At 63.2% G+C, this 20,823-nt stretch carries 20 protein-coding genes and 1 pseudogene; 7 read left to right on the top strand and 14 right to left on the bottom strand.

The window, feature by feature from the left end; all coding sequences use genetic code 11:
* Positions 1-281: 281 nt before the first annotated feature.
* Positions 282-1,052: an IclR family transcriptional regulator gene (locus HWV67_RS08070; RefSeq protein WP_175650997.1), complete on the top strand. Its 771-nt coding sequence runs from the start codon at positions 282-284 to the stop codon at positions 1,050-1,052.
* Between the two features lie 561 nt (positions 1,053-1,613).
* On the opposite strand, the gene HWV67_RS08065 is transcribed toward HWV67_RS08070, so the two are convergent.
* Positions 1,614-2,405 carry an ABC transporter ATP-binding protein gene (locus HWV67_RS08065; RefSeq protein WP_175650722.1) on the bottom strand — a complete coding sequence of 264 codons (792 nt, stop codon included), beginning with the start codon at positions 2,403-2,405 and terminating at the stop codon, positions 1,614-1,616.
* Positions 2,406-2,532: 127 nt separating this feature from the next.
* Between HWV67_RS08065 and fepB the strand changes: the two genes are divergently transcribed.
* The 3 genes from fepB to HWV67_RS08050 are packed head-to-tail and all read left to right on the top strand — an operon-like array spanning position 2,533 to position 5,516.
* Positions 2,533-3,435 (top strand): Fe2+-enterobactin ABC transporter substrate-binding protein, encoded by a 903-nt coding sequence (gene fepB, locus HWV67_RS08060; protein ID WP_175650721.1) that lies wholly within the window; start codon positions 2,533-2,535, stop codon positions 3,433-3,435.
* Positions 3,436-3,474: 39 nt separating this feature from the next.
* Complete coding sequence (locus tag HWV67_RS08055; protein WP_175650996.1) at positions 3,475-4,485, top strand: FecCD family ABC transporter permease; 1,011 nt, start codon at positions 3,475-3,477, stop codon at positions 4,483-4,485.
* Entirely contained in the window at positions 4,482-5,516 is a 1,035-nt protein-coding gene (locus tag HWV67_RS08050) for a FecCD family ABC transporter permease (protein ID WP_175650720.1), read from the top strand. The genes HWV67_RS08055 and HWV67_RS08050 overlap by 4 nt, the downstream gene beginning before the upstream one ends.
* 31 nt (positions 5,517-5,547) lie before the next feature.
* On the opposite strand, the gene HWV67_RS08045 is transcribed toward HWV67_RS08050, so the two are convergent.
* From HWV67_RS08045 to HWV67_RS08035, 3 genes are read right to left on the bottom strand one after another with little or no spacing between them, the layout of a single operon-like run.
* A complete protein-coding gene (locus HWV67_RS08045; protein WP_175650719.1) occupies positions 5,548-6,867 on the bottom strand; it encodes a di-heme oxidoreductase family protein in 1,320 nt (439 codons plus the stop codon).
* On the bottom strand, positions 6,867-8,165 hold the full coding sequence (locus tag HWV67_RS08040) for an ABC transporter substrate-binding protein (RefSeq protein WP_175650718.1): 1,299 nt from the start codon (positions 8,163-8,165) through the stop codon (positions 6,867-6,869). The genes HWV67_RS08045 and HWV67_RS08040 overlap by 1 nt, the downstream gene beginning before the upstream one ends.
* Positions 8,152-10,197 (bottom strand): TonB-dependent receptor plug domain-containing protein, encoded by a 2,046-nt coding sequence (locus HWV67_RS08035; protein WP_175650717.1) that lies wholly within the window; start codon positions 10,195-10,197, stop codon positions 8,152-8,154. Before HWV67_RS08035 ends, HWV67_RS08040 begins: the two co-directional genes overlap by 14 nt.
* A 362-nt stretch (positions 10,198-10,559) precedes the next feature.
* On the opposite strand from HWV67_RS08035, the gene HWV67_RS08030 reads away from it, so the two are divergent.
* Positions 10,560-11,201: a LysE family translocator gene (locus tag HWV67_RS08030; RefSeq protein ID WP_175650995.1), complete on the top strand. Its 642-nt coding sequence runs from the start codon at positions 10,560-10,562 to the stop codon at positions 11,199-11,201.
* A 43-nt stretch (positions 11,202-11,244) separates the two neighbouring features.
* On the opposite strand, the gene HWV67_RS08025 is transcribed toward HWV67_RS08030, so the two are convergent.
* The 6 genes and pseudogenes from HWV67_RS08025 to HWV67_RS08000 form a co-directional block, all read right to left on the bottom strand.
* Entirely contained in the window at positions 11,245-11,547 is a 303-nt protein-coding gene (locus tag HWV67_RS08025; protein WP_175650716.1) for a DUF3077 domain-containing protein, read from the bottom strand.
* A gap of 375 nt (positions 11,548-11,922) precedes the next feature.
* A pseudogene (locus tag HWV67_RS08020) lies at positions 11,923-12,706 on the bottom strand (SDR family NAD(P)-dependent oxidoreductase).
* 216 nt (positions 12,707-12,922) lie between these two features.
* Complete coding sequence (locus tag HWV67_RS08015) at positions 12,923-13,591, bottom strand: class I SAM-dependent methyltransferase (protein WP_175650715.1); 669 nt, start codon at positions 13,589-13,591, stop codon at positions 12,923-12,925.
* A gap of 186 nt (positions 13,592-13,777) precedes the next feature.
* The gene (locus tag HWV67_RS08010; protein ID WP_175650714.1) at positions 13,778-14,059 is read right to left on the bottom strand and encodes a hypothetical protein; all 282 of its coding nucleotides are present in this window, start codon (positions 14,057-14,059) and stop codon (positions 13,778-13,780) included.
* Between the two features lie 160 nt (positions 14,060-14,219).
* Positions 14,220-14,822: a hypothetical protein gene (locus HWV67_RS08005; RefSeq protein WP_175650713.1), complete on the bottom strand. Its 603-nt coding sequence runs from the start codon at positions 14,820-14,822 to the stop codon at positions 14,220-14,222.
* Between the two features lie 224 nt (positions 14,823-15,046).
* A complete protein-coding gene (locus HWV67_RS08000) occupies positions 15,047-15,604 on the bottom strand; it encodes a GNAT family N-acetyltransferase (protein WP_175650712.1) in 558 nt (185 codons plus the stop codon).
* An 81-nt stretch (positions 15,605-15,685) separates the two neighbouring features.
* Between HWV67_RS08000 and HWV67_RS07995 the strand changes: the two genes are divergently transcribed.
* Complete coding sequence (locus tag HWV67_RS07995) at positions 15,686-16,162, top strand: GNAT family N-acetyltransferase (RefSeq protein ID WP_175650711.1); 477 nt, start codon at positions 15,686-15,688, stop codon at positions 16,160-16,162.
* 220 nt (positions 16,163-16,382) lie between these two features.
* Here the strand turns inward: HWV67_RS07995 and HWV67_RS07990 are convergent, their stop codons facing one another.
* Entirely contained in the window at positions 16,383-16,727 is a 345-nt protein-coding gene (locus HWV67_RS07990; RefSeq protein WP_095153678.1) for a carboxymuconolactone decarboxylase family protein, read from the bottom strand.
* Positions 16,728-16,822: 95 nt separating this feature from the next.
* Entirely contained in the window at positions 16,823-18,220 is a 1,398-nt protein-coding gene (locus tag HWV67_RS07985; protein ID WP_175650710.1) for an L-lactate permease, read from the bottom strand.
* Positions 18,221-18,296: 76 nt separating this feature from the next.
* Here HWV67_RS07985 and HWV67_RS07980 point away from each other — a divergent pair, with 76 nt between their 5' ends.
* Complete coding sequence (locus HWV67_RS07980) at positions 18,297-18,851, top strand: helix-turn-helix domain-containing protein (RefSeq protein ID WP_175650709.1); 555 nt, start codon at positions 18,297-18,299, stop codon at positions 18,849-18,851.
* A 43-nt stretch (positions 18,852-18,894) separates the two neighbouring features.
* Here HWV67_RS07980 and lpxO read toward each other — a convergent pair whose 3' ends face one another.
* Entirely contained in the window at positions 18,895-19,794 is a 900-nt protein-coding gene (lpxO, locus tag HWV67_RS07975; protein WP_175650708.1) for a lipid A hydroxylase LpxO, read from the bottom strand.
* Positions 19,795-19,953: 159 nt separating this feature from the next.
* The gene (locus HWV67_RS07970; protein WP_175650707.1) at positions 19,954-20,469 is read right to left on the bottom strand and encodes an AidA/PixA family protein; all 516 of its coding nucleotides are present in this window, start codon (positions 20,467-20,469) and stop codon (positions 19,954-19,956) included.
* Positions 20,470-20,823: the final 354 nt, after the last annotated feature.

Raw genomic sequence — 20,823 nt, 5'->3', positions numbered from 1 at the left:
GATACTCCAAATGAGAATGATTAAGCTTTAGCGGATCGTAGCATGTGGCTATTGCGTTCCTCAATAAAGAATTGATTCCACAATGTGGTTTTAGCCTGGATCGGATAAGCTCCTTTGCGGCCCCACGCAGGGCTCTGCGCCGCGTTGCCTGATGTGCTGGCGCGCAAAATCGGTATCATGCGTCGCGCCGCCACCGGTCCGCGGCGCTGCACCCCAGCCTGTTGAGAAACAGCCGCGAGACAGCGGCGAGGAGAGGACATTTGAAGTCAGACGAGTCCGTACTGGACGATGCGCCCCAGAATGAAAAGCGCTCCGGCACCATCCAGTCGGTGGCGATCGCCGCGCGCTTTCTCAATGTGCTGGCCAGTGCCGAGCGCGAACTGGCCCTTGGCGAAGTCGCCCGGCTTACCGGCACCGGTGGCTCCAGCGCGCACCGTTACCTGCAGAGCCTGGTCAAGGAAGGGCTGGCGCGGCAGGACCCGGCCACCGGCCTTTACGACCTCGGCCCGGCGGCGCTAAGCATCGGCATTGCCGCGCTCAAGCGTGTGGATGCGGTGGAAATTGCTGCGCAACACATGAAGGCCCTGGCTCACCACCAGGCGGCCAGTGGCGGGGTGGCGATCTGGACCGAGCGGGGTCCGACCCTGGTGCGCTGGTACCGCAGCGCGTATTTCTCGGTGAACCCGCTGGCGCTGGGCGACATCCTGCCGCTGGACAACACCGCGTGTGGCCTGGTGTTCCAGGCGTTCCTGCCCAAATCCACCATCGACGCTGCGCGCAAGCAGCAGCCCGCGCATTTCCGCGGCACGCCGCCGAGCAAGGCTGTGCTGGATGAAGTGCGCGACAGTCGCTGGGCCGAGCTGACCAGCCATTTGCTGTCCAACGTCACCGGCCAGGCCGCGCCGGTGTTCGATGCGCAGGGCGAGATCGTGTGCTGCATGACCACCGTCACCGACCTCGGCCGGCTGAATTCGCCGGAAGACCGGGATGCGTTGTTTCGCGAGGCGAAACTGGTGAACCAGTCCACGGGTGGGCAGGCTTGGGAAGGCTGAGCGAGGAATGAACCCTGTGGGAGCCAGTCTTGCCGGCGATGAGGCCGGCCGGAGCAGGTCTGGCCCTATCGCTGCATGGGTATCTACACATCTCGCAGGCAGTCGCAAACCGTCAGCCGCTTGCAATCCTGTGGGAGCGGATTCATCCGCGAAGGGCCGCAGAGCGGCCCTAAATCCATCCAGCACCTGGTTTCTGGCTCGCCTGGATCTCACATTCAGGCATCCTGAGGTCGAAAGAAATACCGAACATAGACAGCCACCTCGTGCGGGATGGTTTTAGGGCCGCTCTGCGGCCCTTCGCGGATGAATCCGCTCCCACCGTTTGTGGTGGTCTGAAGCTTTTTGCTTGCCTGTGAGATGTGTAGATACCCATGCCTATCGCTGGCAAACCAGCTCCCACCGGGTGTTGAGCGGAATTCAATTTCAGTGTCTGGCTCGGAATCCTGTGGGAACCGGTCTTGCCGGCGATGAGGCCGGCCGGAACAACGCTGTTGCGGGGCCTGGACCTATCGCTGGCAAGCGGAGCGCCGCCCGGCCAGCTCCCATAGAGTGCTGGCCTGACTACCCCCGCAACACCCGCCCCTTGGGCACCAGCAACGGTGTCCCCGTCACCGGATCGGCAATGATCAGTGACGCCAGCCCAAACACCCGCTCCACCAGTTCCTCAGTGAAAATCTCGGCCGGGGCGCCGCTGGCGACGATCGCGCCGTCCTTCATCGCCACCAGGTGCGAGGCATAGCGGCAGGCCTGGTTGAGGTCATGCAGCACCGCGACGACGGTTCGACCCTGACGGTTAAGGTCCGCCAGCAGGTCGAGCAATTCGACCTGATGAGCGATATCCAGGTAGGTGGTCGGCTCGTCCAGCAGCAGGATCGGCGTCTGTTGCGCCAGCACCATGGCAATCCACACCCGCTGGCGCTGGCCGCCAGACAATTCGTTCAACGCACGTTCGGCCAGCTCACTGACGCCGGTCGCCGCCATCGCGTCCTTTACCGCCTGTTCATCCGCTTTCGACCACTGCCGCAAAAATGACTGATGCGGATAGCGTCCACGCGCCACCAGATCAGCCACGGTGATGCCGTCCGGCGCGGTGGCGCTTTGCGGCAGCAGACCGAGGCAGCGGGCGACTTCGCGAGCGGGAAACTCGCCGATCGGGCGTTGGTCCAGCAGCACCTGGCCGGCAGCCGGAGCCAGCAGGCGGGAGAGGGCGCGTAACAGGGTAGATTTGCCGCAAGCATTGGGGCCGACGATAACGGTGAAGGAACCGTCCGGAATGCGCAGCGAAAGGTCCGTGGAAATGGTGCGCTGTTCGTAGCGCAGCGTCAGCGCATCGGCCTGGAGGCGGTGCGTCATGGGGGCGGGTTCCTCGGCAATGATGGCGCGGCAGTATTGCATGTGCGGAATTTATTCCGCAATATGGAATGCGAAACGCTCTCAAATCGTATCACTTCGCATTCCATCTGCCGATATCGACCTCACCATGACGACTTCTTCGCTGTTGCGCCTCGCCGGCGCTACCACACTGGCCCTGCTGGCGGGTTTCGCCCAGGCCGCGGACACCCCGCCCAAACGCATCGTCTCCACCACGCCCAGCGTGACCGGCATTCTGCTGGCCATGGACGCGCCGCTGGTGGCCAGTGCCGCCACCACGCCGAGCCGGCTGTCCGACGGCAAGGGCTTCTTCACTCAGTGGGCTGAGGTCGCCGATCAGCGCGGCGTGCAGGTGCTGTACAAGAATCTGGTGTTCGACATCGAGTCGGTGATCGGCCAGGACCCGGACCTGCTGGTGATTTCCGCCACCGGCGCTGACAGCGTGATCCAGCACAAGGCCGAGCTGGAAGCCCAGGGCGTCAAGACGCTGGTGGTCAACTACTCGAACCAGAGCTGGCAGCAGATCGCTACCGAGCTGGGCCGTCAGACCGGACTGGAAACCCAGGCCGCCGCCGCGATCAAGCGCTTCGACGACTACACCGCCGACGTTGGCGCGCAGCTCAAGGTGCCGGCCGGCAGCGTCAGTGTGGTGGGTTACAACATCGGCGGCAGTTACTCCATCGCCCGCGAGAACAGCCCGCAGGCGCGGGTGATCGAGGCGCTCGGCTTCAAGGTGGCGGGGCTGCCGACGGTGCTGGAATCGCAGGTCAAGCGCAGTTCCGACGTGGCCTTTATTTCCCGCGAGAACCTGTCGGCGGGGATCACCGGCGACAGCGTGTTCCTGCTCAGCGCTACCGATGCCGATGTCCAGGCGTTCCTCGCCGATCCGGTGCTGGCCAACCTGCCGGCGGTGATCAACAAACGGGTGTATCCGCTGGGGCCCAGCTCGTTCCGGATCGACTACTACTCAGGACGGGAAATGATCGACGCCGTGGCGCGGAATTTCCGTTAAGTGGCTGTCGGTTTTTCTTCGTGTGCACCGCTGACGCTGATGGAGCGTCGGCGGCGTCGACGTTTGCAGGGGCTGGTGTTTGGCCTGGCGCTGCTCGCGTTGGCGGTGGTGCTGAGCCTGATGGTGGGTTCGCGCACCGTGCCGCCCGCCGACGTGCTGCAAGCCCTGCGCGCCTATGACCGGCACAACGACCTGCACCTGATCGTGCGCGAGATGCGTATTCCGCGCACGCTGGTGGCGATTCTCGCCGGGCTGGCATTGGGGCTGGCGGGGGCGATCATGCAAGCGGTGACGCGCAATCCGCTGGCCGAACCCGGTCTGCTCGGCATCAATGCCGGCGCCGCCCTCGCAGTGATCGGCGCCGCAGCAGCCTTCGGCATGGCGAACATGGCCAGTTACGTCTGGTTCGCCTTTCTCGGTGCCGGGCTGGCTGGCGCTGTGGTGTTCATGCTCGGCCAGGCCCACGAAACCACCACCAACCCGGTGCGTCTGGTGCTGGCCGGGGCAGGGCTGTCGGTGCTGCTAGCGTCGGTGACCGGGGTCATCATCCTCAATGCCCCGGCGGATGTGTTCGACCAGTTCCGCCACTGGGCTTCCGGCTCCATCGAGCGCGCCGGCTTCGATGCCGTGGCGGTACTGCTGGTGGCGGTGCCGCTGGGTGCACTGGCAACCTTCGCTATCGTCGGCAACCTCAATGTCCTGGCCTTGGGCAATGACCTTGGCCAGGCACTGGGCGCCAGTGTTCGCGGCACCTGGCTGCTGGCGTGCCTGGCGGTGATGCTGCTGGCCGGTGCGGCCACTGCCGGCGCCGGGCCGATCGCCTTCGTCGGGCTGGTGGCGCCGCACCTGGCGCGGCTGCTGGTGGGGCCGGATTACCGTTGGCTGCTGCCTTATTCGGCACTGTTTGCCGCGGTCCTGCTGCTGGTCGCCGACGTGCTCGGGCGAGTAGTGGGCGGCAATGCGGAAATCGCCGCCGGGGTTATCGCCGCCTTGCTGGGCGGCCCGTTCTTTATCGCCGTGGTGCGCAAATACCGGTTGAACACGCTATGAACAAAAGCGCTTCGGTTCTCCGCTTCGGCGGCTGTTCCTTGCTCTGGCGCCCACGGGTGGCGCTGGTCTGTTTGCTGCTGGCGGTGACCGCACTGACGCTGGGCGTCCTGCTGCTGGGCATCGGCAGTCTGCACCTGACCCCGGCCCAGGTCGTCGCCGGTCTGTTCGGCACGGCGGATGACCCAACCCTGCAGCGGGTGATCACCCGCGTGCGCCTGCCACGGGTGCTCACCGCCGTGCTGGTCGGCGCGTCGCTGGGCATGGCCGGCTCGATCTTTCAGTCGCTGTCGCGCAACGCCCTCGGCTCGCCGGACATCATCGGTTTCACCACCGGCGCGGCCAGTGGTGCGATCGTCCAGATCATCCTGTTCGATGCCGGTCCGCTTGGCACCTCCGTGGCGGCGGTCGCGTCCGGCATGGCCACGGCGGCGCTGGTGTTCCTGCTGTCGATGAAAGGGCGCAGTACCGGTGGTTATCGGTTGGTGCTAGTGGGCATCGGCATCGGCGCCATGCTTTCAGCGCTCAACACCATCCTGCTGGTGACCGGTAACCTCGACCAGGTGATGACCGCACAACTGTGGCTGGCCGGCTCGCTCAATACCCGCACCTGGTCCCATGTGCTGCCCGCCGCGCTGGGCCTGTTGCTGATCGTGCCGGTAGCGCTGTATCAGGCGCGGCGGGTCAACCTGCTGGAAATGGGCGATGACAGTGCCAGCCAGCTTGGCGTGGCGGTGGAGAGCACGCGCTTGCTGATGATGCTGGCGGCGGTGGCGCTGACCGCGATTGCCACTGCGGCGGCCGGGCCGATCGCCTTTGTCGCCCTGGCCGCGCCGCAACTGGCGCGGCGCCTGACCGCCAGTGCCGGCGTGCCGCTGGTGTCCGGGGCGTTGATGGGTGCGGTGCTGCTGCTGGCGGCGGACATGCTCAGCCAGCGCTTTCCGCTGTCGCTGAACATGCCGATCGGGTTGACCACGGGGATGTTGGGTGGGGTGTATCTGCTGTGGCTGTTGGCGCGGAATCGGCGGGTGTGAGGTGGGGGCTTTAGCGCGAGCGAGCTCGCGCCTACAGGGATTTCAGAAATGCCAACAATGTAATGCGATCTTCACCCGATAACGCGGCAAACCGCTGCCGCGCCACCGCCGCTTCGCCGCCGTGCCACAACACCGCCTCGGTCAGGCTGCGGGCGCGGCCGTCGTGCAGGTAGCCGGCGCCGGGGTTGATCTGTTCGATCAGGCCCACGCCCCACAACGGCGGGGTGCGCCATTCGCGGCCGCTGGCCAGGTAATCGTCGCGGCCATCGGCCAGGCCTTCGCCCATGTCGTGCAACAGCAGGTCGGTGTAGGGCTCGATCTTGCGCCCGGACAACGCCTTGTAGTCCGGATGCACTCCGGTAGTCAGTTGCGGCCGATGGCACAGGGTGCAACCGGCTTCGGCGAACAGCCGCTCGCCGTGTTTCACCGCCGGCGTATCGCGCTCCCGCCGAGGCGGCGGCGCCAGATGGGACAGGTAGAAATGCAGCTCGCTCAGTTGCATCCCGTCCACTTCCGGCTGCCCGCCGCTGACGGCCTGCTGGCAGGCGCTTTGCTGCGGGGCGCAGTTTTCCTGCGGGTACAGCGACGAGGTCAGGCCCATGTCGCCGTGCAGGGCGCTGGCGATCTGCTGGTTTAGGCTCGGCTGGTTGGCCTTGAGGCCGAAGCGCCCGACTTCCAGGCGCTGGCGCTCCACGCTCCAGACCTGGTTGACCCGCCCGCGCACGCCATCCGGCTTGCGCTCGTCGGCCATGCGCTGCAGGGTGCTGGCGCTGACCGTTTCCAGCAAGCCAAGGCCGAACACCGGCGTGCCGACCCGCGCCGAGGTACGGATATCGCCGAGCGGCCCGTAGGCCAGTTCGCTGAACTTCAGTTGCGGCCGGCGCATGTTGACGGTCTCGCCGGCAGACAGCGTGACCTGTTTTTCCTGCCAGAGAATCTGCGCCCGGCCTTCGCCGCGCACGCCAGGAATGCCCAGCTCGTTGAGCTGGTCGCCATAGGCCGGATGCGGCTGCGGCCCGCCGTGGGCATCGCGGCCCGGCAACGACAGGCGGACCAGCATGGTGCGCATCGGCGAATGTTCATTGATCGGTGCCTGGCCACGGCCGTTTTTCGGGTGGCAGGCAATGCAGGTGATGCGGTTGTACAGCGGGCCGAGGCCGTCCACCGCCTCATCCCGCGACGGGGCGACGACCCAGGCCTGGCGAAACAGCCCGCGTCCGCGGAAGAACCGTTCCAGTTGTGCCTCGTCGTCCATCCCCGACAGGGGCTGGGCGAAGGCCTCGCGGTCGGCCTCGGCGCTGGCGGAAAAACTCGCCAGCGCCGCGACTACCGCCACTAACCAAACGCGCATTACAGGCCCATCTCGTCAAGCTGTCGCGCCGCCTCGGCATGCCGGGTGGCGCTGTAGAACTGCCAGGCGATTTCGCGCTTGCCGAGTTCGTCCTGATCGGTGACGGGCTGTTGCTCAATGCCGCTGTCCTGGCGCTGGCCGAACAGGCTGAGCAGGTCCGTCGCGGCGGCCTGTTCAGCGCTGATCGGGGGCACCGCGAGGTACGCCCGCACCGCGCTCAGATCGCGGCCCGCCGCTTCGCCGGCATGCACCCGCGCCCACAAGGCCGTGAGGCGCTCATGGGGTTGGCTGAGCCATTGCGCGAACAGCGAGGTGATCAACGCCAGGCGCTCGCGGGACATTTTGTCGCCGTATTGGTAGGCGCCGTCGCGTGCCGCCGCAAACGGGTCGTGATAACCCGCCGGCAGCTCGGCGTAGACGCTCGGGCGCACCGGCAGCTTGCGGATGTCCGGGTCGGCCAGCAGTTTTTGCCCGGCATCGGACAACACGAAGCGCACGAACGCCCGCGCGCCATCGACGTCCTTCGCACTGCGGGTAATCGCAATGTGCGCAGGGTTGAGCCCGCCGTGGGCCGGGTAGACAAAGTCCACCGGCTGGCCGTTACTCACCGCCGAGGCGACGAAGAAGTCGATCGACAAACCTACCGCCGAACGCCCGCTAGCCACCTCGTCGCTGACCAGGGTGCCGCCGCGGCTGACCAGCCGCGACTGCCCGGCGATCTCGCTCCACAACGCCCAGCCCCGTTCCCAGCCGTAGGCCTGCAGGACGATGTCGAGCAACACCGGAGCGAAACCGACCCGCGCCGGGTCCGGCAGGGCGATGCGTCCGCGCAGCCGGGCGTCGAGCAGGTCAGGCCAGTCCTTCGGCGGCGCCACGCCCAGTTCGGCGAGCACCTTCGGGTTGGTGGCGAAGCCATAGCCGGCCAGTTCCGTGGCCTGGTAACGGCCGTCGCGGTCGCGCAGGGCGGTGCCGCCGATACGGTCCGGCAAGCCCCGCAGATCGACCCCCAGCGGTTGCCAACTGTTGTCCCGGGCCAGCCGGGCGAAATTGCCCGGCGACGGCGCCCAGTAGACATCGACCCCGCCCTGGTCCGCCTGGCGCAGGAAGGGCAGGGCATCGAAGCCCTGGCGCCAGAGGATTTGCAGGCGGTAATCGGGGTTGGCCTGTTCGAAGGCCTCCTCGAAGCGGGTCATCATCTCTTCCGGGTAGCTGGTCATCACCACCACCGGCTGCGGCGCGGCCAGTGCGCTCGTCGAACCGAGCGCCAGGGCCAGCAGCCAGGCCTTACAGCGGAACATTGAACTGCACGAAGTAGTTACGGCCAATTTCCGGGTATCCCTCGCTGTATTCATAGAGGCGGTCGAACAGGTTGCGCACGCCGGCTTCCACCAGCACATCGTTGCTGAAGCGGTAGCCGGACTTGAAGTTGTACACCGCGTAGCCGCCGGACATCTGGCTGCCATCGGACACGTTGTAACGGCGCGAGGCCGCTTCGGCGCTACCGGTCAGGCGCAAGGCATCCAGGTTCCAGGTGGCCGAGGCGAACAGGTTGTGGCGTGGCGTGTCGATCGGGTGCAGCTCGGGATTGCTGCGGTTTTCGCGGTCGAGGAAGGTGTAGCTGGCGCCCAGCTCCCAGTCGCCCAGATCACCTTTCAGGCCCAGTTCAAAGCCCTGGTTACGCGCCTTGGCGATGTTCTGGTATTGCCCGCATGGTGCCGCGCAATTGAGTTGCGCCGGCACGGTGACCTGCTGGATGGAGTCCTCGATATTGGCCACGAACAGCGCCGCATCCAGGCTCCACTGCGATGTCAGCGCGCCACTGTAGCCCAGCTCGTAATGAGTGGCACGTTCGGACTTGAGGTCCGGGCTCGGGATGACCGTGCCGAAGCGCGTCGAGTAGCGGTCCTTGATCGTGGCGAAGCGGCTTTTGCGCGACACGGTCAGGCGCACCTGGCCGTTGTGGTCGATGTCCAGCAGCGGGCCGGTGTTCATGAACAGGCCGAGCTGACTGTTGACCGCGTCGTCGCTGCCGGTGGGTTCGTCGTACAGGGTCTTGACCCGCGTCGAGGACGGGTTGGTGCCGAAGTTCTCGGCGTCCAGGCTCTTGCGGTAGTTGTACGAGACGCCGCCGACCACGCTGAAGATGTCGTTCAGGCGCAGGGTGTCTTCCAGGGCGATGGATTGGGTCTGGTCGCGGAAATGGGTTTGCGGGTCGCTGCCGTCGCGGGAGCGGTGCACGTCTTCCTTGAAGTGGTACGCCACGCCCAGGCGGTTGCCCTCGGTGATCGCCAGGTCGCCTTCGACCGAGAAACCGGTGGATTCGTCGTCGTACTTGCTCGGGAAGCCCGACTGCAGCGTGCCGGGGATGCCGTTGTTGTAGTTGAAGCTTTCCAGCGAGTTCTTGAAGGTGTCGTGGTAGACGCGGGTCTTCAGGCCGTGGTCGCCGAAGCGGGTGTTGGTGGCCAGGAACAGGCTGGTCTTGTCCCAGGTCGGCCATTCCCACCAGCGCTTGCGCTGGCCGGTAGCGGGCAGGTCGCCGGCGTAGGGCGGCTGGCCCTTGCGGCCTTGTTGCTGGACGTAGCCGAGCACGTATTCGTCGGTTGCGTTGGGGGTGAAACCGAGTTTGAAGCTGAACTTGCCGTCGCGCTTGTCGCTGTTCTCGCGGCGACCGTTGCCTTGCTGGTTGTTGGTCGGCTCGAAGTCGTCCGGCAGCAGGGTGTAGTCGTAATCGACGTAGGAAACGCCGCCCTGCATCCACCAGTTGCCCTGGTTGGAGCCGACGTTGGCGTAGCTGCGGTAGGCGTTGACGTTGTCATGGTCGGTCATCTCCAGGCCGCCGCCGACTTCACCTTCGAAGGCCTCGGTCGGGCGCCGGGTCACCAGGTTGATCGCCCCGCCCAGGGTGTTCGGCCCGTACAGCAGCGACGCGAAGCCCTTGGCCACCTCGATGCGCGACAGGTCGTAGGTGGTGAAGCGGCCCAGGTCGATGTTGCCGTCATAAGGCACGTAGGTCGGGATGCCGTCGATGAACACCGGCACCTGCAGCCGGTCGAAACCGCGCACGTACACCACCTGCTCGGCGCGGCCGCCGATGTAGCTCTGGTTCACGCCGGGCGCGAGGGCCAGGGCGCGGTCCACGGTTTCGCGGTCGTGCAGGCGCATGTCCTGCAACTCGACCACGGTGCTGCCGGTGGCGAGTTTCTCGTCCTGCGGGGCGGAAATCTGGATTTCACCGAGGCTGAAGGGCTTGCTGGTTTCGGCGGCGATAACGTACTGAGCGTTGATGGCGGCAATGGCCACGACCAGGGCGCGAGGGGTGAACGACTTCATGACTGCTCCATGTTATGGAGGCTGGCGTGTTGTTTCACGCGCCAAAGAGCGCCACAAAACCGCGACCCAGCCTCATCGTTATATATTCTTGTATACAGCGACACCCGTAAAAAGACCCGAAACCTCCCTCCCCGGAGAGCTCGAATCCTGACGACCGAACGGATATCTGACCCGGAAGACAACCAGGCCGGGGCGAATACTAGCGTTGCCGACCGCCTGCTGACAACGCTGTATATCAAAATGCATAACGATATTGCCGTAATGGCACTGGCGGGCTCGCGTCATCCTCAGCGACAGGATCATCCTGTTAGCCCGAAGCATTCGGTAACATGCAGCCTTTCAACCGTTCACGAGCCGGAAAAATGGATCTTCACTCGATACTCGCCTTCACCCTGGTCGCCGCGATCGCCATCGCCAGCCCCGGGCCGGCGACCTTGATGGCCATCAACAACAGCCTGGCGCATGGCCAACGCAGCGCCGTGTGGTCGTCGCTCGGCAATGCGAGCGGTTTGTTCTGCCTGTCTGCGGCGGCGATGCTCGGCTTGGGCGCGCTGCTGCTCAGCTCGGAATGGCTGTTCAACGCGGTGAAAATCCTCGGTGCCGGCTACCTGTTCTACCTGGGCGCCAAGCAACTGCTGAACAAGCGCCCGATGCTTGCGGAAGGCATCGAGGAGGGCGCGGAGAAGGTCCGGCCCACTCGCCTCAAACTGTATAAATCGGCGTTTTTGACCGCGGTCACCAACCCCAAGGCGACGATGTTCTTCACCGCGCTGTTCCCGCAGTTCATCGACCAGAGCGCGGCGCTGCTGCCGCAGTTCTTCATCCTGACGGGCATCTTCATGACGTTGTCGGTGACATCCTTGAGCCTATACGCCGCGCTCGCCTCGCGGGCCAAAGGCGTCCTGACCCGACCCGCGCTGTCGCGCTGGGTGAGCCGTGTGGTGGGTACGACGTTTATTGGGTTTGGTGCGGCGATTCTGACGTTGCGGCGGCAGGGAGCGTAAGGCTGCGATAAAGGGGCCGCGATCGCGGCCCCTTTACGGTCGATCAGCTCACCTGCGGCCTTTCGACCCGGCCCAGCAACGACTCCACCAGTGCCTCGCAAATCTCCAGCGAATGGCAAGTTGCCCACGCCAATCCGCCGAGCGGTGGCGTGTCGATCATCTCGCAAAGCTGCGCGTTGGTTTCGAAGGCTGACTTCAAGCTCATGGACAGATGCACCAGGGCATCTTCGATATCGACACCTTCGCACACGGCAAACAGCGGTTTATGGCTGTCATTGCAGGTGCTGAAACGGGTGTGGACGGTGGTGAGGCGAGGGGCGGGTGGATCGGGGACGATCTTGATCATTGCGGTGCTCCGATTTTTTCAGTGGAGCCGCCACGCATACGTGACCAAACGATGGGTGGCGACTGTACGCAGGTTGGTCAACCGGGAAAATCGAGAAACCCGGCGCGCACAAAGGCGCCCCGCGCACAGCCGCCGTAACACGAATCAGCAGCCACAAAAAAGCGCCTACATGAAACGGATGGGCGCTTGTGCGCACGATTTTCCAACAGGTGACCAAACCTGATCGCTGATTTGGCAGCGACCGGCGAAGCGTAGGCACTGATACCGTGGGAAACAACCGCTCAGGAGGCGCGGAAGTATGATTCGGAAATTGCCTACGGGAAAGTCGTACATCGAAGGGATTTCGTAGCTTTTTGCGTCACCTTTCCAGCGCGTTCAACCGCTCGGACTGGCCGCCGACCCTGCCAACAAACCACCGTCGATATTCACTTCCGTCCCCGTCATATACGCTGCCTCATCCGACGCCAGCATCAGCGCCACCGCTGCGACTTCCTCGACCGTGCCGAAGCGCTTGAGCGGCGTGTCCGCGACCAAGGCGGCCATCCGCGTGTCGCGATCAGGCCCGTCGCCGAGCATGGTTTCCCACATCGGCGTCAGAATTGCCCCCGGATGAATCGAGTTGCAGCGAATCTGCCATCCCTGCTGCGCGCAATACAGGCGCCACCGACTTGGTGTGATTGCGCACCGCCGCCTTGGACGACGCATAGGCCGCCGCCCCCGGAATCCCCACCAGCCCGGAGCGCGAGGAAATATTGATGATCGAGCCCGCACCGCGCCCCTTCATTGCGCCGATCGCATAGCGGCAACCGAGAAAGGTGCCATCCAGATTCACCCGATGCACCGCACGCCAATCCTCCAGACTCGCGTGCTCGGGATCGTGCGCCACCACACCCGTCTCGAAACCCGTGATGCCGGCATTGTTCACCAGCACATCCAGCGTCGGCACCTGCTGCGCCAGGCGCAGCCAGTCGGTTTCGTCAGCAACATTGAGCTTGATGAACGGCGCGCCGATCGCCTGGGCAGCTGCCGGGCCGTTTGCCTCATCAATATCGGTCACGATCACAGTGCCGCCTTCTTCCTTGAAGCGGCTGGCAATGGCCCGCCCGATGCCGCGTGCGGCGCCAGTGATCAGGCAGGTTTTTCCCTTGAGTCGTTCCATGGTTGCTCCGGGTGAGGGTAATGCACGTCAGTTAGCGTTTGGCGCCTATGTTGGGGCTGCTTTGCAGCCCTTCGCGAGCAAGCTCGCTCCCACATTACCTGCATCTTGGCTAGATCCTGTGGGAGCGAGCTTGCTCGCGAAGGCCGCAAAGCGGCCCCAACTGATTTCACTGACTGGTATTACGGGTGAGGATGGCTTTCCGCGCGCAATCAACGCTTACACGCGTTGCAGAACGTAACTGCTTTCGAAGCCATGCACACTACCCAGCACATTAAAGCCACGGAAGAACCCTGTGGCTCTGAGCAGATCGACCGCCGGACCGACCTCAGGCGAGTGATCGAAATCGCGGTAATCGTCGAACACGATGAAGCCGCCCTTCACCACGCTCGGCGAATACAGCAGGAAATCCAGCACCACGTTGCGCGTGGTGTGCCCGCCATCGATATGCAACAGCGCAACCTTCGGTTCGAGGTTGTAGAAGCGTTCGACACTCATCTCCGAATAACCGCGGATTACCAACGCATCAGGCAGCAGCAGTTCCTTGTAGTGATTGAACTCTTCGAACTGGTTTGGCAGCTCGAAGGGGTCGATCCCGATAACACGACGCTGGTGGTTGCACGCCTCGTTCATCAGCATCAACGACTTGCCTTTCCACACGCCGATTTCCACCACGTCACCTGGCAGATCTTCAATCAGCGTAGAAAGGTAGCCCAAGAGGAGCACATGGTCGTGGAAGGATATCTCGCGACGCCGCATTGCCTGCTCAGGTGGCAAGCTGTCTTGCGCCTGTTCGAAATGCTGGCCGATCAATTCCCAGACTTGCGTTACGAAGCCAGTCAGTGTCGGGTCGCTGGTGAATTCATTAAGTTCTTGGATAGTTGTCATGTTTTCTCTACTTCGAACGGCTGGGGACGTTGGTTGGAAAGCAAACTGGAGTTCAGGCCAAGGCTGATGCTGCAATAGGGTGAAATTGAGGACGGCCTAATTGCGCTGGGTGATGGGGCGAAGACCAATATGAAAGGCCTCTAATATTGGTTAACCCCATCTGGCCCTTCGCGAGCAAGCTCGCTCCTACAGGTACAACAGCGGCGCTTTTGTAGGAGCGAGCTTGCTCGCGAAGATCTCTAATTTCTGATTGGAGTGATGGGAAAACGCTGCACGAACGGCAGTAGCGGTCATATCCCCAGAGTCGGAATAGACATTGTCGACGTAGCGCCCGTCGACCGGCGTAGCGATGGTAAAAACTTGCGGGGGATCAAGTTTGTTCGGGTTCGCCGATACATCCGTTTGCGTGTATTTGGCAGTGCAACCCGCTGCAAAAATCGAGAACAGAATTATCAGAAGTTTCTGCAAGACTTCCCCTCCTTGGAAAGATGATTGCCAGCTCCTTGGCAATACAGGCACGGTACAAGCAAAAGTACCAATTTGCCATTACTCTTTCCGCCTCGAAGCTGAGCTTCGGAGGAGAGCTCAAGCCGTTCTTGCAAACGGCTTGAGCCGCAGAGGGCAGTGCTCAGTCAAGCGGGATCACTTTGATGTCGGTGAACCACACGCCTTTGGGGTTTGTGGGATGCGGTGGATAGTTATCGAACGACCCTATAAAAAACCATGCGTTGATGAGGGGGGCTGTATCTTCTCTTCGTTCAAAATCGAACGAGAACTCAGTCCAGCCATGCCCGCAATACCGAAGCCCGGCCATCCTGTTGCCGCCGGTTGCTGTGTCGGTTTGAAAGGTGAATGTCAAGCCACACTCGGTATGCCGTGCCTCCTCAGTTGAGAACTCAATGGACGCTTTCGCCTTGAAACTGATGCGAAACTTCAATGAGTCTTTAAAAGACTCAGGGGAGACGTTCTGAAAAAGCCGGAGGTCTCTTGGAATCAGTGCGGCAAATCCATTCTCGTATTTTGCAAGTTCGATTTCTCCCTCGGGCTTGTCGTAGAGAATGCCCCAGGGGACCAATGGCCCGAATTCAGACTCCGCGTTTTCGAACCGACCATTGGTGATCACGTTACGCTCGTCGCGATTTCCTGATAGAGGGTTGTCATGATCCAGCGCGATCGGGTCATGTTCTTTGATCAGTTTCATGGATTGGCCAAGGCTTACGATACGATTCATTTTTCATTCCTCTGGAATGTGAAAGTAAACGCCACCTGCCCAAGACAAAATGCATCAGTCGATAAGCGTTCCGCGATCAGGCCAGGTATTGGAGATCGAGTTGCGTGGTAACGGTATATCGCTGGAAAAAGAAGCGAAACTGACATTAATGTCAGTTTCTCAGTTAATAAAGAGAGCTTATATTGAGCAGGCAACGCCTGGCATATTGGCTTTCTACGCCGCTATTACCGCCCTCGCTTGCGTGAAACCACCGCCTCAATATTCTTGCGCCCAATCAACTTCGGCTGCTCCAACTCCCCCAACCACTTGTACATCACCAGGCAATCCACCAACCCCAACCGCCCATGCCGATACGCTTTCGGCAATCTTCCCACCACCTCGAACCCAAGCTTCTGCCACAGCGCCACCGCCGCATCATTGGTCGCGACCACGGAATTGAATTGCAGCGCGAGAAATCCTGAGGCGCGGGCCAGTTGTTGGGAGTGTTCGCACATCTGCCGGGCGATGCCGCGGCCGCGGGCCGCTTCGCTGACCATGTAGCCGCAGTTGCCGACGTGGTTGCCGGGGCCGGCGGCGTTGGCCTTGAGGAAGTAGGCGCCGAGCAGTTCGTCGTTTTCTTCGGCGACCAGGGTGTGCTGTGGGACGTCCAGCCAGAGGTGGCGGGCTTGTTCGAGGGTCATGGCCGGGTCGTAGGCGTAGGTCTCCCGGGCGGCAATGATGCTCTGGAAAGTGGGCCAGAAGCGGTCGAAGTCAGCAGCGGTCATCGGGCGGATGTGGAGCATGGTGTTCCTTGGGGGGTGATCGGGCAGTGGGGAGATGCTAGCGTTGGGCCGCTAGTCATTCAATGTCAGAGAAGGATACTCATGAATTCCATTGTTCTGCGTCCGGCCAGGGCCGGCGACGGCGCCGCGGTGTTTGCGGTGACGCATCAGTCGATCAGCCGCCTCGGTCGCGAACGTTATTCCAGCGATCAGTTGCTCGGCTGGATGGGCGAGCGCACGCCGGAGGACTACGAGCGTTCGATCGCCAAGGGCGGGATGGTGGTGGCCTGTATCGCAGATCAGGTCGTCGGGTTTGTCGATGCCGAGCCGGGTGAGGTGACGCGGTTGTTCGTGCTGGAACAGGCGGCGGGCCAGCAGTTGGGCAGCCGGTTGTTGCAGGTCGGCATCGAGAAGGCGCAGGCGCCGGGAGTGGAGCGGGTGAGGGTGGAGTCGACGCTGAATGCCGAGGGCTTTTATCAGCGCCACGGGTTTGTGACGCTTGGCCATGGTGTGTTTTCCCACGGGGTAGGCGGGGCGCCGATTGCGGTGGTGTATATGGAACGGCCTGTCACCGGCTGAGCCGTGGCAGGCCGTAAGAATAATGTCAGTCAGTTAGCGGTTCAGCGCCTATGTTGGGGCTGCTCCGCAGCCCTTCGCGAGCAAGCTCGCTCCCACAGGTTCTTGAGCCAAGATGCAGGATTGTGGGAGCGAGCTTGTCGGAGCGCCGAACCGTCGTGAAGGGCCGCAAAGCGGCCCCAATTGGTTTAACTGACGGGCACTGGGCCGTGAGGGTGTTGGCTTATTCGCTGGCTTTGCCCACGGCATCCAGCGCCCGGGCGGAGTAGACCAGGGCGGCGCCGGCGTTCATGGCGACGGCGACGCCCAGCGCTTCGGCGATTTCCTCGCGGGTGGCGCCATGCTTGACCGCCTGCTGCGAGTGCACGGCGATGCAGCCGTCGCAGCGGGTGGTGACGGCCACGGCGAGGGAGATCAGTTCGCGGGTCTTGGCGTCGAGGTGGTTGGTCTTGGCCCCGGCGCCGCTGGCGGTCATGTAGCCGCTGACGGTGTCGGGGGAAAGTTGCTTCAGGTCACCGATGCCGGCCATCAACTGCTTACGGTAGGCATCCCAGTCCATCATGCTCATCTGCTTCACCTTGTGCGTTGCGACAAATTGAACAGTGAAGCTAGTTTTTTCCAGATTGCCTGGCCGCTGGTCGTTGGTCGCAAGCCGTTAGTGCTTTAGGCCAGTACGTTCACCAGTGCCAGCAGGCTGACCACGGCCATCACCACCGCAATCGCCATGCGCTGGATCCAGCGGCGCTGGAACGCGGCGTCGCCTCCTGCCAGTTGAATGGCCATTTCGATCTTGCCCGGCGAGGCGAGGATGGAGATCGCCGCCGCGACGTTGTGGGTGGCCATGAACAGCAGCAGGTCGGCGCCCAGCGAGCGGGAAATCTCCGCCTGGGTGGCGGCGAACATGGCGTTGGAGCCGCTGCTCGAGCCGGTGACGAAACCGCCCAGCGCGCCGACGAAGGGCGACATCGCCAGGTAGCCCGAGCCGATTTCGGCCAGCAGGCGCGCGAGGTACGCCGCGGTGCCGGTGACGGCCATGACGATACCCATGAAGATGAACAGCGCGGTCACCGGAGCCACCTGCAGCCAGGCTTTCCATGCGCGGGACCAAGGCTCGGCCGGCGGACGCCCGGCGCAGAACCACAGTGCGGCGACAAACAGCCAGAGCGCGGGGGAGGCGAGGTAGCGCCATTGCTCCGGCAGATGGCCGAAGCGCATCACCGCGCCCATCACCAGCACGCCGCCCAGCAACAGGCCGTAGGCCTGAAGCGCGCGGCGGCCGATGGGCAGAAGGGGTTCTCTGCCCATCGCGCGTCGGCTGCTCCAGAGCAGGTGCAGGCAGATGATCGCCACGCTGCCGAGGGCGCAGGCGGGGGCGGTGCCGAACGCGAGGTTGGACAGCCCGACGACGGTGGCGAAGACCAGCGCCGAGACACCCGCCAATGCCAGCGCGCGGCCTCGCTCGCCGGGCGCGCTGATCAGCCAGGCCGCCACGCCGCCGGTGATGGCGAAGGGGATGATGCTCAACAGCGCCGAGGCGATGCCCAGTTCATCGAAGCCGATGCCGGCCAGGCTGGCGGCGATCATGGTGCCCGGCCCCATCGACCCCCACGGCACCGCGCACAGGCCGAGCAGGCCGATCAACGCCGCCTGGCGCGCCGGCAGGCCCATGAACACCAGCAGCGGAATGCCGATGGTCACGCCGATACCGAAGCCGGTGACCGATTCGGCAAACGGCGTGATGCCGTGGACCACCAGCAGCACGGCGGCGACGCCGGTGCCGGCGCGGCCCTTGATCCAGTTGGCCAGCGCCGCCTGGGCGCCGGCATGGCGCAGCACTTCGGACATCAACAACCCGCCGCCGACGATCAACACCACCTCCGCCACCAGCGGCAGCCACTTGAGGCTTGCGTAGCCGATTTCCGTTGCGGGCAGTGGAAACGCCATAATCGCCGCAACGATCGCGGCGACCACCCCCAGCATCGCGGCATGCAAGGAGCGCATACCGAAGCCAAGGGCCAGGATGGAGGACAAAACGGGGGAGGCTGCGAGGAATGCGTTCATTTCGAAACTCGACGTTTGCGTATGCGCAATTATTATTTGCGTAACGGTAAAATCGCAAGACTAAAAAAGGCTCAGGATGAAAGACAACAGCGAACAGGCGGAGCAGGGGCAATTTGGCGCGGCGGTGCGCCAGCGGCGGCTGCAGTTGGGCGTCACCCTGGATCAGTTGGCGCAGAGCAGCGGCGTATCGGCGGCGGCGCTGTCGCGGGTGGAGCGAGGGATGCTGAGCCCGAGCCTGCGCAATGCGCTGGCGATTGCGCGGGGGTTGGGCTGTGATCTGTCGGAATTGATCGAGCAGGACTATGCCGAAGTCACCCGGGCGGGCGAGAACCTGCGCTTTGTCGATGAGACGACAGGGATTGTCAGGCTGGCATTGGCGCGGCCGAGTGCGGACCTGGAGTTGCTGTCGTACACCGTGCCGCCGGGGGCGTCATCGGCGCGGTTTGCCCCGCACCGGAGCGGCGGGCGGGAGATTTTCCACATCCTCTCGGGGACGCTGGAAGTGAACGCCGGGGATCAGGTGATCGAGTTGCGGGCCGGGGACACCGCGACGGTGCGGGTGGATTGCGAGCACTGGTTCCGCAATATCGGGGATGAGGATGTGCGGATTGTTTTGACCATCATGAAGTAGCGGATGGTGCAGGAGCCGTCTGGCCGGCTCCTGCAGTGGCAGATCAGATATAAATAAACACCAACGCAATCGCCGCCACCACCGCCCATTTCTCCGCGTAGTACCGCGCGCGGTTGCGTTTTTTCAGGGCTTTGCCGCGTTCGCGGATTTTGTAGATGCGGGGGAACAGGCGGTTGATGCCGCCCGTCTTGTCGCCGGCATCGTTCGGTGCGGCAGCGGCGGCCATGACGTTGGTGCTGAACCAGCGGTTGAACGCGGTAGCCCAGCGGTATTTCAGCGGACGCTCGACGTCGCAGAACAGGATCACCCGGTTGTGCTCGGTCTGGTTGGCGGCGTAGTGGATGTAGGTTTCGTCGAACACCACCGCCTCGCCATCGCGCCAGTGGTAGTTCTCGCCATCGACGCAGATGTAGCAGGCTTCGTCGTTCGGCGTGTCCAGGCCCAGGTGGTAGCGGTACGAGCCGGCATACGGGTCGCGGTGGCGGACCAGTTTCGACCCCGGCGGCAAGGTGGCGAACATGGCGGCCTTGACCGTGCCGATGCTCTGCAGCAATTCGGTGGTGCGCGGGCAGAGCTTCATCGCCGACGGGTGACTCTCGCCGTACCACTTCAGGTAAAAGCGCTTCCAGCCACTCTTGAAGAATGAGTTGAAACCAACGTCGTCGTAGTTCTTCGAACTCTTGATCTCGCCACCGTGCAGCAGTTGCAGGGCTTCTTCGCGGATCGCCTGCCAGTTGTCCTGCAGCGGCTTGAGCTCCGGGAAGGACTCGGTCGGCAGGTAGGGTTTGGCCGGCAGTTTCGAGAACAGGTAAAGGAAAGCGTTGACCGGCGCCAGGAAGCTGGAGTGGTCACCCAACTGGCGGCTGATCTTGTGCCGTACGCGACCGCGGAAGTGGACGTAGGCAATGGAGAGGACAAACAGCAGGACGATAAATACTTTCATGGGCGTTTACTTGTCGATGTGGCGATGCGCCATGGCATGAGCCCGCCAGCATAAACAATCGGCCCTGGGGTTTGTACAAAATGTTGCGCAGGGTAGGGGAGACATTGGTATCAGGCTCACCCTGGCGTATGCCGTGGGGTGAGCCGTTTCAGCGGACGATCAGTTGGTGATGGTGATGTACGGGTCCCAGGTGTGGGTGCCGCCGATTTGTTTCAGTTCCTGATCCAGCAGCACGAACTCGATGGTGTACCAGATTTTGCCCACCTTGGTGGCAGTCGCTTGCCACTCGGTATTGGTCACTGTGTTCCCATCGACACTGATCGGGTTGTTGCTGACCAGGTAGGCCACTGGCACGCCTTCGACCGTGAGGAAACCGGGGGTCGAAATGGCCCCGTCGTAGCCCGGTTGGGCGCGGCCTTGAGCGACTTTGGTGATCAGTGCGGTGGTGTCGAAGTTGCGCGACAGGGTGGTCGCGCGCCAGCGGATGTTGTCATTGCGCTTGACGTCGAACCACAGCTCGTTGCCGCCATCGAGTTGATTGCCGGTGGCTGCCTTGTCCACCAGATCAGTGCTTACCACCAGCGACACGGAGCCGAGAACGTCGTTGGGGTTGGCAATAAGGCGATCGGCGTTGACCAGCAGCAGTACGTCGACGGTTTGTGTCGTTCCAGACATGGTGTTGCTCCTTGAGGTGTGATGGGCAGTGTGCAACCGCGCCCATGGCCGGCTGCCAGGGGTGTCCGTTACCCCGTCCTTTGGGTGCGGTAGCGGACTCAAGCGTGGATGATGGCACTTCAATGTCAAACTTCCGGTTTCTGGCGCACCCGGCACGCCCTTGAACGGCGGCGCATCCATCTCCTTGAATCCGTTCACTTGTCGATAATGTCGCGCGTCGCTCAGGGCGATTCTCCTGTGCGGCCTATGGGAAATGGCTCACGCCCGCTGTCAGAAACTCCTGGCAGTTTCTGTTGTCTGTCCCCCGCCCGCGATCCCTCATCGCGGCTTGTGATCTATCGTTCTGAGGATTTA

This window comes from Pseudomonas sp. Marseille-P9899 (genome assembly GCF_903166565.1).
GTDB classification, from domain to species: Bacteria; Pseudomonadota; Gammaproteobacteria; order Pseudomonadales; family Pseudomonadaceae; genus Aquipseudomonas; species Aquipseudomonas huaxiensis.
Note: the sequence above shows the minus strand (reverse complement) of the source record. Positions and strands in the feature narration are given on the sequence as shown.

Bases quoted from the DNA above. Each gene is read 5' to 3' on its own strand.
- HWV67_RS07980 (WP_175650709.1), top strand. From the start codon at position 18,297: ATGAAAGACAACAGCGAACAGGCGGAGCAGGGGCAATTTGGCGCGGCG.
- HWV67_RS08025 (WP_175650716.1), bottom strand. From the start codon at position 11,547: ATGATCAAGATCGTCCCCGATCCACCCGCCCCTCGCCTCACCACCGTC.
- HWV67_RS08045 (WP_175650719.1), bottom strand. From the start codon at position 6,867: ATGCGCGTTTGGTTAGTGGCGGTAGTCGCGGCGCTGGCGAGTTTTTCC.
- HWV67_RS08065 (WP_175650722.1), bottom strand. From the start codon at position 2,405: ATGACGCACCGCCTCCAGGCCGATGCGCTGACGCTGCGCTACGAACAG.
- HWV67_RS08040 (WP_175650718.1), bottom strand. From the start codon at position 8,165: ATGTTCCGCTGTAAGGCCTGGCTGCTGGCCCTGGCGCTCGGTTCGACG.
- HWV67_RS07970 (WP_175650707.1), bottom strand. From the start codon at position 20,469: ATGTCTGGAACGACACAAACCGTCGACGTACTGCTGCTGGTCAACGCC.
- HWV67_RS08000 (WP_175650712.1), bottom strand. From the start codon at position 15,604: ATGCTCCACATCCGCCCGATGACCGCTGCTGACTTCGACCGCTTCTGG.
- HWV67_RS08005 (WP_175650713.1), bottom strand. From the start codon at position 14,822: ATGAATCGTATCGTAAGCCTTGGCCAATCCATGAAACTGATCAAAGAA.
- fepB (WP_175650721.1), top strand. From the start codon at position 2,533: ATGACGACTTCTTCGCTGTTGCGCCTCGCCGGCGCTACCACACTGGCC.
- HWV67_RS08035 (WP_175650717.1), bottom strand. From the start codon at position 10,197: ATGAAGTCGTTCACCCCTCGCGCCCTGGTCGTGGCCATTGCCGCCATC.
- HWV67_RS07995 (WP_175650711.1), top strand. From the start codon at position 15,686: ATGAATTCCATTGTTCTGCGTCCGGCCAGGGCCGGCGACGGCGCCGCG.
- HWV67_RS07985 (WP_175650710.1), bottom strand. From the start codon at position 18,220: ATGAACGCATTCCTCGCAGCCTCCCCCGTTTTGTCCTCCATCCTGGCC.
- HWV67_RS07990 (WP_095153678.1), bottom strand. From the start codon at position 16,727: ATGAGCATGATGGACTGGGATGCCTACCGTAAGCAGTTGATGGCCGGC.
- HWV67_RS08050 (WP_175650720.1), top strand. From the start codon at position 4,482: ATGAACAAAAGCGCTTCGGTTCTCCGCTTCGGCGGCTGTTCCTTGCTC.
- HWV67_RS08055 (WP_175650996.1), top strand. From the start codon at position 3,475: ATGGAGCGTCGGCGGCGTCGACGTTTGCAGGGGCTGGTGTTTGGCCTG.
- HWV67_RS08015 (WP_175650715.1), bottom strand. From the start codon at position 13,591: ATGACAACTATCCAAGAACTTAATGAATTCACCAGCGACCCGACACTG.
- lpxO (WP_175650708.1), bottom strand. From the start codon at position 19,794: ATGAAAGTATTTATCGTCCTGCTGTTTGTCCTCTCCATTGCCTACGTC.
- HWV67_RS08030 (WP_175650995.1), top strand. From the start codon at position 10,560: ATGGATCTTCACTCGATACTCGCCTTCACCCTGGTCGCCGCGATCGCC.